A 12,916-nucleotide genomic window follows, 5' to 3' on the forward strand; every position below is an offset into this window, starting at 1 on the left:
GAGTAGCCTGCTGCGACCGCCAACGGTGTCGCAGCAGGAAAGTGCTTATCAGGCTTTCTGCGTCTGATTTTTAATGAAGTAACCGATGCCCAGAATGACCAGCCAGACCGGGATCAGCCAGACGGAAATCGCCATGCCCGGCGTGTTTGCCATCAGGACCAGAATCGCGGCCAGGAAGATCAGGCAAATCCAGTTACCTACCGGATAGAGCAGCGCTTTAAAGCGGGTGGTGACCCCTTGCTGATCTTTCTTACGACGGAATTTCAGGTGGGCCAGGCTAATCATCGCCCAGTTGATCACCAGCGCAGAAACCACCAGAGACATCAGCAGGCCGAAAGCCTCGCCCGGCATCAGGTAGTTAATCAATACGCACAGCGCAGTGGCGACGGCGGAGACCAGAATGGTCAGCACCGGCACACCGCGGCGATCCACTTTCAGCAGCGCTTTTGGCGCGTTGCCTTGCTGCGCCAGACCAAACAGCATGCGGCTGTTGCAGTAAACGCAGCTGTTATAGACCGACAGCGCGGCAGTCAGGATCACCACGTTCAACGCATTGGCCACCATCGCATCACCCAGCTCGTGGAAGATGAAGACGAACGGGCTGACTTCGGCAGTGACCCGGGTCCACGGCATCAGTGACAGCAGCACGGCCAGCGAACCGATATAGAAAATCAGGATGCGCCACAGCACCTGGTTGGTGGCTTTGGGAATGCTGGTTTCCGGATTATCGGCTTCTGCCGCGGTAATCCCTACCAGTTCCAGGCCGCCAAACGAGAACATAATGATCGCCATTACCATCACCAGCCCACCGAGGCCATGAGGGAAAAATCCGCCCTGTTCCCACAGATTGCGCACCGTTGCCTGCGGGCCGCCGCTGCCGCTGAACAGCAACCAGCCGCCGAACAGGATCATGCCAATCACTGCCACTACTTTGATGATGGCGAACCAGAATTCCATCTCGCCAAACACTTTTACGTTGGTCAGGTTGATGGCGTTGATCATCACAAAGAAGATGGCGGCTGAGGCCCAGGTGGGAAAGTCAGGCCACCAGAACTGGATATATTTGCCTACTGCGGTCAGTTCCGCCATCGCCACCAGCACATAGAGTACCCAGTAGTTCCAGCCCGACGCGAAGCCAGCAAAGTTGCCCCAGTACTTATAAGCGAAGTGGCTAAAGCTGCCGGCAACCGGCTCTTCCACCACCATCTCGCCTAACTGGCGCATAATTAAAAAGGCGATAAAACCGGCAATGGCATACCCCAGAATGACTGCCGGTCCGGCGGATTCAATGACCGATGCACTGCCGAGAAACAGGCCGGTCCCCACCGCACCACCCAGCGCGATGAGCTGAATATGGCGGTTCTTCAGACCACGTTTCAGCGCTTCGCCTTGCTGTTGTTCCATACAAACCTCGTGATGTTTTTATTCTTCGTTCGCAGCGCAGACCGCTGTAAGGAAGGAGTTACATTAATGTATTGATTATTTTACGGTATCTGGCGTGCTGTCTGCTGCCATGCGCTACCCTGGCGACAAGAATAGTGATAAGCGAATCGCTTTGCACCTGCTTTCGCTTTTCGTGCTGAGCATTGACTGAAAAAACAGCGTCCGGCTCACGTTGGTGTTGCCCAAATTTCTGCCATGAAATGTTACTGATGACGAATAGGTTTCACTTATGGTTGCCGCTGCGTTTAGCAGCTAAGCGGGTGTAAGGTTTGGTAAAAGTGAAAATATTTAACATTTGCTTCCACGGTAATTTTTCATTTTTTTAACCGTAAGTTAGCGTCAGCACTGGCTTTAGCCGCACTGGAATGTCATCCGGACCGTATAGACACAAGGTGAATACTTTGTTACTTTACCGGCACCTTTTGGCAATTGGTATTACCAATTTACTCCGGACGATTGGCTTAATAAGAAGGGAAGATGGCTTACAGTAAGATTCGCCAACCCAAGCTCTCCGACGCTATCGAGCAACAGCTCGAATCCCTGATCATGGAAGGGACGCTGCGTCCGGGAGAGAAGCTGCTCCCCGAGCGCGAACTCGCCAAACAATTCGATGTCTCACGTCCGTCTCTCCGCGAAGCGATCCAGCGCTTAGAAGCCAAAGGATTACTGCTACGCCGTCAGGGTGGCGGAACGTTCGTACAGGAGCATCTCTGGCAAAGCATGAGCGATCCACTCGTAGAGCTTCTCGCCGACCATCCGGAATCACAATTTGATCTGCTGGAAACGCGCCATGCCTTAGAAGGCATTGCTGCCTATTATGCGGCACTGCGCGGCACCGAAGAGGATCTGCTGCGGATTCGCGATTGCCATCTGCAGATCCAGCAGGCACAGGACAGCGGCGACTTAGATGCCGAAGCGGACGCAGTGATGCAGTATCAGATCGCTGTCACAGAAGCCGCCCATAATGTCGTGCTTTTGCATTTGCTACGCTCTATGGGCCCTATGCTGGAACGAAACGTCCGTCAGAATTTTGAATTGCTCTACTCGCGCCGGGAAATGCTGGCGAAAGTGAGCGGTCACCGCGCCAGAATCTTTGAGGCGATTGTGGCTCGTGAGCCGGAAAAAGCGCGCGAGGCTTCACACCGTCACCTGGCGTTCATTGAGGAAATCTTGCTGGACAGAAGTCGGGAGCAGAGCCGTCGAGAACGCTCCCTGCGTCGTTTACAGCAACGTAAGGAATAACGTGCGACAAAGATCGTACGGACATGTGCGACGAGCCTGCCTGCATGTGCTGTAACAGGCTCCCGATTATTCAACGTATTAGACACAGATAAGGAACACACCCATGTCAGAACGTTTACACAATGACGTGGATCCGATTGAAACTCGTGACTGGCTACAGGCGATCGAATCGGTCATCCGTGAAGAAGGTGTTGAACGTGCGCAGTATCTGATTGATCAGGTACTGGGTGCAGCCCGCAAAGGCGGCGTGAACGTTGCTGCAGGATCTTCTGCAATCAGCAACTATATCAACTCTATTGCCGTTGAAGATGAACCGGATTATCCGGGCAACACCTCTCTTGAACGTCGTATCCGTTCCGCGATCCGCTGGAACGCCATCATGTCGGTGCTGCGCGCATCGAAGAAAGATCTGGAACTCGGTGGCCATATGTCCTCCTTCCAGTCTTCTGCCACCATTTATGAAGTGTGCTTTAACCACTTCTTCCGCGCGCGCAGTGAGAAGGATGGCGGCGACCTGGTTTACTTCCAGGGCCACATTTCCCCAGGCATTTATGCCCGTGCGTTCCTTGAAGGTCGACTGACCGAAGAGCAGATGAACAACTTCCGTCAGGAAGTGGCCGGTAAAGGCCTCTCTTCTTATCCGCACCCGAAACTGATGCCGGAATTCTGGCAGTTCCCGACCGTTTCTATGGGTCTGGGTCCGCTGTCGGCTATCTACCAGGCGAAGTTCCTGAAATATCTGGAACACCGTGGCCTGAAAGATACCTCGGCGCAGACCGTGTACGCCTTCCTCGGCGATGGCGAGATGGATGAGCCGGAATCAAAAGGCGCAATCACCATCGCTACCCGTGAAAAACTGGATAACCTGGTCTTCATCATCAACTGCAACCTGCAGCGTCTGGATGGCCCGGTCACCGGTAACGGTAAGATCATCAACGAGCTGGAAGGCATTTTTGCCGGTGCTGGCTGGGAAGTGATCAAAGTCATCTGGGGCGGTCGCTGGGATGAGCTGCTGCGCAAAGATACCAGCGGCAAGCTGATTCAGCTGATGAACGAAACCGTTGACGGCGATTACCAGACCTTTAAATCGCGTGATGGCGCGTATGTGCGTGAGCACTTCTTTGGTAAATATCCGGAAACCGCCGCGCTGGTTAAAGATATGTCCGATGATGAAATCTGGGCACTGAACCGTGGCGGCCACGATCCGAAGAAAATCTACGCGGCACTGAAAAAAGCGCAGGACACCAAAGGCAAGCCGGTGCTGATCCTGGCGCATACCATTAAAGGTTATGGTATGGGCGACACCGCGGAAGGCAAAAACATTGCTCACCAGGTGAAGAAGATGAACATGGATGGCGTGCGCTATATCCGTGATCGCTTCAACGTACCGGTAGCCGATGACAAGATTGAATCACTGCCGTACGTGACCTTCGACAAAGGCTCTGAAGAGTACACCTATCTGCACGGTCAGCGTGAGAAGTTGGGCGGCTACCTGCCGACGCGTCAGCCGAAGTTCACCGAGAAGCTGGAAATGCCAGCGCTGGAAGAGTTCGGTGCGCTGCTGGAAGAGCAGAACAAAGAGATCTCTACCACCATCGCCTTTGTGCGTGCCCTGAACGTGATGCTGAAGAACAAGTCGATCAAAGATCGTCTGGTTCCGATTCTGGCGGACGAAGCGCGTACCTTTGGTATGGAAGGTCTGTTCCGTCAGATCGGTATCTACAGCCCGAACGGCCAGCAGTACACGCCGCAGGACCGTGAGCAGGTTGCTTACTACAAAGAAGACGAGAAAGGCCAGATTCTGCAGGAAGGGATCAACGAGCTGGGTGCAGGTTCATCCTGGCTGGCGGCGGCGACCTCTTACAGCACCAACAACCTGCCGATGATCCCGTTCTACATCTACTATTCCATGTTCGGCTTCCAGCGTATCGGCGATCTGATGTGGCTGGCGGGCGACCAACAGGCGCGCGGCTTCCTGGTCGGCGGCACCTCCGGTCGTACCACGCTGAACGGCGAAGGTTTGCAGCATGAAGATGGTCACAGCCACATTCAGTCGCTGACTATCCCGAACTGTATCTCCTACGATCCTTCATACGCATATGAAGTCGCGGTGATCATGCATGACGGTCTGGTGCGGATGTATGGCGAAGCGCAAGAGAACGTCTACTACTACATCACCACGCTGAACGAAAACTACCACATGCCGGCGATGCCGCAGGGTGCGGAAGAGGGTATCCGTAAGGGTATCTACAAGCTGGAAACGGTCGACGGCAGCAAAGGTAAAGTCCAGCTGCTGGGTTCAGGTTCTATCCTGCGTCACGTACGTGAAGCCGCGCAGATCCTGGCGAAAGACTACGGTATCGGCTCTGACGTCTACAGCGTGACCTCGTTCACCGAACTGGCACGTGATGGCCAGGATTGTGAGCGCTGGAACATGCTGCATCCGACAGAAGCACCGCGCGTGCCTTACATTGCTCAGGTGATGAACGATGCACCGGCCGTCGCCTCAACCGACTACATGAAGCTGTTCGCTGAGCAGGTTCGTAGCTATGTGCCAGCCAGCGACTATCGCGTGCTGGGTACCGATGGCTTTGGTCGCTCTGACAGCCGCGAAAATCTGCGTCATCACTTCGAAGTGGATGCATCTTATGTCGTGGTTGCCGCGCTGGGTGAGCTGGCTAAACGTGGCGAGATTGAGAAGAAAGTGGTGGCTGACGCGATCACCAAATTCAATATCGATGCCGATAAAGTTAACCCGCGTCTGGCTTAAGAGGTAATAGAGTAATGGCTATCGAAATTAAGGTACCGGATATCGGGTCTGACGAAGTTGAAGTCACCGAGATTCTGGTGAAAGTTGGCGACAAGGTGGAAGCCGAACAGTCGCTGATCACCGTGGAAGGCGACAAAGCCTCAATGGAAGTGCCTTCGCCGCAGGCTGGCGTGGTCAAAGAGATCAAAATCGCCACCGGTGACAAAGTGGAAACCGGCTCGCTGATCATGATGTTTGAAGCGGAAGGTGCGGCAGAAGCTGCACCGGCCCCGGCCGCAGAGAAAAAAGCCGACGCGGCCCCGGCGCCAGCGGCTGCCTCTGCTACCGCCAGCAAAGATGTCAATGTGCCGGATATCGGCGGTGACGAAGTTGAAGTCACTGAGATTCTGGTGAAGGTTGGCGACAAAGTTGAAGCAGAACAGTCTCTGATCGTGGTGGAAGGCGACAAAGCCTCGATGGAAGTCCCGGCACCGTTCGCCGGCACCGTAAAAGAGATCAAGATTGCCACCGGCGACAAAGTGAGCACCGGTTCGCACATCATGGTGTTTGAAGCGGAAGGCGCAGCGCCAGCCGCTGACGTGAAACCTGAAGTGAAAGAAGAAGCAGCAACGGCTCCGGCTGCGGCTGCGGGCGCAAAAGAGGTTAACGTACCGGACATCGGCGGTGACGAAGTAGAAGTTACTGAAGTGCTGGTTAAAGTTGGCGACAAAGTTGAGGCTGAGCAGTCACTGATCGTGGTGGAAGGCGACAAAGCCTCAATGGAAGTTCCTGCGCCATTCGCCGGCACCGTGAAAGAGCTGAAAGTGGCCACCGGCGACAAAGTCAGCACCGGTTCGCTGATCATGGTGTTTGAAGTGGAAGGTGCCGCGCCAGCCGCAGCACCGGCCGCCGCGAAGCAGGACGCAGCCGCACCGGCAGAAAAAGCCGAAGCCAAACCGGCCGCAGCACCAGCAGCGAAAGCGGAGAGCAAAGGTGAGTTTGCCGAGAACGATGCGTACGTTCACGCTACTCCGGTGATCCGTCGTCTGGCGCGTGAGTTCGGTGTTAACCTGGCGAAAGTCAAAGGCACCGGCCGCAAAGGTCGCATCCTGAAAGAAGACGTGCAGAGCTACGTGAAAGAGGCGGTCAAACGCGCTGAAGCGGCACCAGCTGCTGCCAGCGGCGGTGGTCTGCCAGGCATGCTGCCATGGCCGAAAGTGGACTTCAGTAAGTTTGGTGAAATCGAAGAAGTCGAACTGGGACGCATCCAGAAAATTTCCGGTGCTAACCTGAGCCGTAACTGGGTGATGATCCCACACGTTACGCATTTCGACAAAACCGACATCACCGACCTGGAAGCATTCCGTAAGCAGCAGAACGCGGAAGCCGAGAAGCGTAAGATGGACGTGAAGTACACCCCGGTGGTGTTCATCATGAAAGCGGTTGCTGCGGCGCTTGAGCAGATACCACGCTTCAATAGCTCGCTGTCTGAAGATGCCCAGAAGCTGACGCTGAAAAAATACATCAACATCGGTGTGGCGGTTGATACGCCAAATGGCCTGGTGGTTCCGGTCTTCAAAGACGTGAACAAAAAAGGCATCACCGAGCTGTCGCGTGAACTGATGGCGATTTCGAAGAAAGCGCGTGACGGTAAGCTGACGGCAGGGGACATGCAGGGCGGATGCTTTACCATCTCCAGCCTTGGCGGCCTGGGAACCACCCACTTCGCGCCGATCGTTAACGCGCCGGAAGTGGCGATCCTTGGTGTCTCCAAATCGGCGATGGAGCCGGTATGGAATGGTAAAGAGTTTACGCCGCGTCTGATGATGCCAATTTCTCTTTCCTTCGATCACCGTGTTATCGACGGTGCTGATGGTGCGCGTTTCATCACTCTGATCGGCAATATGCTCTCCGACATTCGTCGTTTAGTTATGTAAATGTGAAGAAGGCCGGCGAAAGCCGGCCTTCCTGTAACGATTCGTCGCACCGCGGTTGGCAGTTTGTTAACAATTCTGTAAACTCTTGCGGTGAAAGTCCCGGTGGAACAAGGGCATCATAAGAACGTCTGACCCGCCGGATATCAAATAAGAGGTCATGATGAGTACAGAGATTAAAACCCAGGTCGTAGTACTTGGGGCGGGTCCTGCAGGATACTCTGCAGCCTTCCGTTGCGCGGATTTAGGTCTGGAAACCGTACTGGTAGAGCGTTACAGCACCCTCGGTGGTGTTTGTCTGAACGTCGGTTGTATCCCATCTAAAGCGCTGCTGCACGTTGCTAAAGTGATTGAAGAGGCGAAAGCCCTTGAAGAGCACGGCATTGTGTTTGGTCAGCCATCGACTGATATCAACAAGATTCGCAGCTGGAAAGAGAAGGTGATCAACCAGTTGACTGGCGGCCTGTCAGGTATGGCAAAAGGTCGTAAAGTCAAAGTGGTTAATGGCCTGGGCAAATTCACCGGTGCTAACACCCTGGTGGTTGAAGGAGAAGGCGGCGCGACCACCATCAACTTCGATAACGCTATCATCGCTGCGGGTTCACGCCCAATCGAACTGCCGTTCATTCCGCATGAAGATCCACGCGTCTGGGATTCAACCGATGCACTGGAACTGAAAGAAGTACCGAAGCGCCTGCTGGTTATGGGTGGCGGTATCATCGGTCTGGAAATGGCGACGGTCTATCATGCGCTGGGTTCAGAGATTGATGTGGTCGAGATGTTCGATCAGGTCATCCCGGCTGCGGATAAAGACGTGGTGAAAGTCTTCACCAAGAAAATCAGCAAGAAATTTAACCTGATGCTGGAAACCAAAGTGATCGCCGTTGAAGCAAAAGACGATGGCATTTACGTTTCGATGGAAGGTAAAAAAGCGCCAGGCGAAGCACAGCGTTACGATGCAGTGCTGGTTGCTATCGGTCGTGTGCCGAATGGTAAAGGTCTGGATGCGGGCAAAGCGGGCGTGGAAGTGGACGATCGCGGCTTCATTCGTGTCGATAAGCAGATGCGCACTAACGTGCCGCACATCTACGCTATCGGCGACATCGTCGGTCAGCCAATGCTGGCGCACAAAGGCGTGCACGAAGGCCACGTTGCGGCGGAAGTGATCTCGGGTCTGAAGCACTACTTCGATCCTAAAGTGATCCCATCCATCGCTTATACCGAGCCAGAAGTTGCCTGGGTCGGCCTGACCGAGAAAGAAGCGAAAGAGAAAGGCATCAGCTACGAGACCGCCACCTTCCCGTGGGCAGCCTCTGGCCGTGCTATCGCTTCTGACTGTGCAGACGGCATTACCAAACTGATTTTCGACAAAGAAACGCACCGGGTTATCGGTGGCGCGATTGTCGGCACCAACGGCGGCGAGCTGCTGGGTGAAATCGGTCTGGCGATCGAGATGGGTTGTGATGCGGAAGATATCGCGCTGACCATCCATGCTCACCCAACCCTGCATGAGTCAGTGGGCCTGGCGGCTGAAATCTTTGAAGGCAGCATCACCGATCTGCCTAACGCGAAAGCGAAAAAGAAATAAGTCACTCTGCCTGATAGAAAAAGCTCCCGATAAGGGAGCTTTTTTTTGCCTGAATTTTGGACTGGCGATTAACTGTGCATCTGGCTTAAGTCTGGGTGTAGAATTCGGTAGAATTATCAGGCTTGAAAAAGAAGTTAGTAATCAATCAGATAATTTTAGAGTGTTCCCCGCGTGAGCGGGGATAAACCGTCGTCCCATGTTGCCGACGGGGCGCGGGTTGCGTGTTCCCCGCGTGAGCGGGGATAAACCGCGCACCGGCGCACCGAAGCACCTCCATTGCACGTGTTCCCCGCGTGAGCGGGGATAAACCGCCGTATCTTCCCGATGATTGCGACAGGACAGAGTGTTCCCCGCGTGAGCGGGGATAAACCGCTGCCCGGCACCACGGCGGACTTTCAGAACATGTGTTCCCCGCGTGAGCGGGGATAAACCGATAGTCCCTGATGACTGGGCTATTGTACATCCGTGTTCCCCGCGTGAGCGGGGATAAACCGTGTCCGCGTTGTCGGCGGCTTAGATTGTGTAAGTGTTCCCCGCGTGAGCGGGGATAAACCGCTATGAATGAGTATGTGCATCTGTTTAACGTGGTGTTCCCCGCGTGAGCGGGGATAAACCGGATAACTCCAGATGATGGTGGCAAGCCGATCAGTGTTCCCCGCGTGAGCGGGGATAAACCGTTCCGAATCAATTACTACCGACCAGATGGTAAGTGTTCCCCGCGTGAGCGGGGATAAACCGTTCGCTCAATCGTGACAAACTAGCTTACCAAAGTGTTCCCCGCGCCAGCGGGGATAAACCGGTACGTCACTGTGATCATCGAACTCATCAAAAGTGTTCCCCGCGTGAGCGGGGATAAACCGGCAGGTCGGCGAAGTATTGGCCCGCCTCCTCGGTGTTCCCCGCGTGAGCGGGGATAAACCGGTTCCCCGAACGATCCGCGAAGCACTTGATAAGTGTTCCCCGCGTGAGCGGGGATAAACCGACCGGCAACCTCTTTGTTGGGTTTAATGTGGGGTGTTCCCCGCGTGAGCGGGGATAAACCGCAGGCCGGGTTATCAGTGGCGGTAACGATGGAGTGTTCCCCGCGTGAGCGGGGATAAACCGTAATTCCCGGATGCCGGCAACGGTCGCTCTGGGTGTTCCCCGCGTGAGCGGGGATAAACCGGCGTTTGGCCGCAATGGCTATGAGCTGATGATGTGTTCCCCGCGTGAGCGGGGATAAACCGCTATTAACTCTGACGATGGCAAATCACGACGTGTGTTCCCCGCGTGAGCGGGAATAAACCGCATCCTGATTTAGCGTTACGCATTCACAATGCGTGTTCCCCGCGTGAGCGGGGATAAACCGTCAGGGGGTTCCTCGCGCAGCTGTTTAACACCGTGTTCCCCGCGTGAGCGGGGATAAACCGTGTGCTGTTGCTCCTGTTCCCCCTGATGCTGCGTGTTCTCTGCGCGAGCGGGGATAAACCGGGCTTCACGGGCGATCGCACGCCTGATGTAGCGTGTTCCCCGCGTCAGCGGGGATAAATCAGTCAATACGTGGGATTCTTCAGCATCAGGCATTGCTCCCTCCTGCAACAAATTGCAGATGCAGCACTCTTACCGTCTGCACGATGTAAAACCCTCGCGCAGTGCTTGAGCCGGGGATTGCTAATGCAGCATCCGACACACTGGCTCAGTCTGTGCCTCAGGTGCCATGAAGGATCTGATGATGCGGCCCGGCGCGTCACTTGTGGCGGTATACCAAATTCATTCGGCTAACTGCTAAGAGCACGCTGTAAAAACAGGATTTCAATAAATTTGTTGCAGATATTCAGGTGTAAGGTCTGGAAAGTGGCTGATGGCATTGGCATCACATAGAGAGCTAACAATAGGTGTTGATTTAAGTATTGTACTAACAGAAACCTGTAACTCTACAAAAAAGACATATTTAAGCGTCCTTTTTGTTGATATAAACATGCTAAACTTCTTATGTGCACACTAAAAACGCTTAAAAGTGTTTTCTCTGTAGAGGTTGTATCATGGATAAATTGGCCGCGATAAATACCCTTGATCAGTTCAGTCTTCAGGGACGCTATGTATTTCATCTAAACGATCTGAAAAACATGTTTTCCGGTGAATCAGAGCGAGCCCTGAAGGGATCTCTCAAGCGGCTGGTGGATGCGAACATCCTGACCCGTGCAGTTCAGGGTGTCTACGTCTACAATCGCGCGCCAAAAGACAGTTTTATTCTTGAACATATCGTTAAAACAGTCCGTCGGGGTGAATATAACTATGTCAGCCTTGAATCAGCTCTCTCAGAGTATGGCGTGATCTCGCAGATCCCAATAGACAGGTTAACGGTGATGACCACCGGAAGAGGTGGGGAGTTCAAAACGCCCTGGGGAGTTATTGAATTAACGCATACACAACGACCCGTAAGCGATATCCTCAGCGGTACGGTAGAAACAAAATCACCTATTAAATTCGCAAAAAAAGAGACTGCACTGCGTGATCTTCGTCGGGTTGGCCGAAATACACATTTAATTGATACTCGGGAAATGGAAAATGTCTAAGCAAATGGAGTTTGATGCACTGGTTGAAGAAGCTGTTCGCCAGGGAGATCTGGCAAATTTACGACCCGTTGTACAAAAAGAATTACTGCATTATGACATTCTTTTTTGCCTTTCTGAGGCTGGTTTACTTAGAGCTTTAACCTTTCAGGGAGGCACGTCTTTACGTCTTTGTTATGGCTCAAATCGCTTCAGTGAAGACCTTGATTTTGCTGGTGGGCCTGATTTTTGCTCCGCCGATTTAGCACAAATGAAAGACTGTATTGAAGATTACCTTGGAAAACGCTACGGGCTTAAAGTCACCGTTAAAGAACCAAACGAATTACGCACAGAACCTCAATATGCAGAAGTAAAAGTGGATAAGTGGCAAATTTCAGTGACGACAGCCCCGGAGCGTAAAGATCTCCCCAGGCAACGCATCAAAATTGAGATTGCTAATATTCCTGCTTATACTCATGCCTGGCGGCAGTTAGTACGTAATTATACGGTGTTGCCTGATGGATATAGCGATACCTTGATAAGGGTTGAGACGCTTGAGGAAGTGCTGGCTGATAAACTGGTTTCATTTCCTGCAACCACCAATCGTATCCGGTATCGTGACATGTGGGATCTTGTCTGGTTAAACCAGCAGGGAGCAAAAATCAATGCAAATCTGGTGAGGAAAAAACTCCAGGACTATAAAATTGATGATTTTGAAAACAACCTTCAAACCAGAATTAACTCGCTTTCTGATATTATTACTGAAGGGAAATTTCACAGCGAAATGAAAAGATTTATTCCATCAACGGTATATGAAACCAGTCTGGGGAAAGAAGGCTTTTCTTCATTTTTGCTGGATAGTCTTAGAGGTTTAATGAACCAGCTTAGAAAGGATTTATATATCGAAAATGATAAAAATGATTCATTTAAGCTATAAATGCCTTATCAACATTTTATGGGTATTCAGAAATGTCGCATCAAGTGTCATTACATTGATGCGACAATCTACATATCGAACCGCCAAATCCCTTCTCTCGTCTATATAGCTTAATCTGCTGTTCTTCACCAGGTTGATTAGTACACCTCAAAGTGAGTAATGTCTTTATAAACAAAGTGAGGGCACCTATGAATAATTTTTATTCCGATAAGTAGGTCATCCCTATTATCCGCGAGGCTGGAGCCAGGGTTTTAGCTCATGAGCTTTGCCGTAAGCATGTCGCATACGATGCGACAGTTAGCAGTAGGTCGCCTTCTCTTAGTCAAAAATTTGACTTTGATCATACAGATTGCTTCCCGGAGCGCGTATATACTTCCCGTCGCCATTTTCATTTATTGATTCTTACCTTATTATAAATGGCTAAAACCATCAGATGGTCTTGCTTAAGCGAGTCAGAGATGAGATTAAAGATGATTCTTTAAAATATTATCA

At 52.5% G+C, this 12,916-nt stretch carries 7 protein-coding genes and 1 CRISPR repeat array; of the genes, 6 read left to right on the forward strand and 1 reads right to left on the reverse strand.

The genetic code is table 11. The annotated features are described in order from the left end of the window. Positions 1 to 48: 48 nt before the first annotated feature. Positions 49 to 1,404, reverse strand: a complete 1,356-nt coding sequence (gene aroP, locus ABIB18_RS08495; protein ID WP_031376690.1) for an aromatic amino acid transporter AroP — start codon at positions 1,402 to 1,404, stop codon at positions 49 to 51. 516 nt (positions 1,405 to 1,920) lie between these two features. On the opposite strand from aroP, the gene pdhR reads away from it, so the two are divergent. The 6 genes from pdhR (at position 1,921) to ABIB18_RS08525 (ending at position 12,424) form a co-directional block, all read left to right on the forward strand. Further along, a complete protein-coding gene (gene pdhR, locus ABIB18_RS08500) occupies positions 1,921 to 2,685 on the forward strand; it encodes a pyruvate dehydrogenase complex transcriptional repressor PdhR (protein ID WP_031376689.1) in 765 nt (254 codons plus the stop codon). Between the two features lie 103 nt (positions 2,686 to 2,788). Next, positions 2,789 to 5,455, forward strand: coding sequence for a pyruvate dehydrogenase (acetyl-transferring), homodimeric type (aceE, locus tag ABIB18_RS08505; RefSeq protein ID WP_354473965.1), 2,667 nt, complete (start codon positions 2,789 to 2,791; stop codon positions 5,453 to 5,455). A 14-nt stretch (positions 5,456 to 5,469) separates the two neighbouring features. Beyond that, entirely contained in the window at positions 5,470 to 7,371 is a 1,902-nt protein-coding gene (aceF, locus tag ABIB18_RS08510) for a pyruvate dehydrogenase complex dihydrolipoyllysine-residue acetyltransferase (RefSeq protein WP_354473966.1), read from the forward strand. A 160-nt stretch (positions 7,372 to 7,531) separates the two neighbouring features. Beyond that, positions 7,532 to 8,956, forward strand: coding sequence for a dihydrolipoyl dehydrogenase (gene lpdA, locus ABIB18_RS08515; protein WP_354473993.1), 1,425 nt, complete (start codon positions 7,532 to 7,534; stop codon positions 8,954 to 8,956). 160 nt (positions 8,957 to 9,116) lie between these two features. Next, positions 9,117 to 10,487: a CRISPR direct-repeat array (repeat unit 29 nt; unit sequence GTGTTCCCCGCGTGAGCGGGGATAAACCG). 490 nt (positions 10,488 to 10,977) lie between these two features. Next, positions 10,978 to 11,511 (forward strand): type IV toxin-antitoxin system AbiEi family antitoxin, encoded by a 534-nt coding sequence (gene abiEi, locus ABIB18_RS08520; RefSeq protein WP_354473967.1) that lies wholly within the window; start codon positions 10,978 to 10,980, stop codon positions 11,509 to 11,511. After that, positions 11,504 to 12,424 (forward strand): nucleotidyl transferase AbiEii/AbiGii toxin family protein, encoded by a 921-nt coding sequence (locus tag ABIB18_RS08525; protein WP_354473968.1) that lies wholly within the window; start codon positions 11,504 to 11,506, stop codon positions 12,422 to 12,424. The genes abiEi and ABIB18_RS08525 overlap by 8 nt, the downstream gene beginning before the upstream one ends. Positions 12,425 to 12,916: the final 492 nt, after the last annotated feature.

The sequence above is a fragment of the Pantoea sp. UYEF8 genome, from assembly GCF_040546285.1.
Lineage (GTDB): Bacteria > Pseudomonadota > Gammaproteobacteria > Enterobacterales > Enterobacteriaceae > Pantoea > Pantoea brenneri.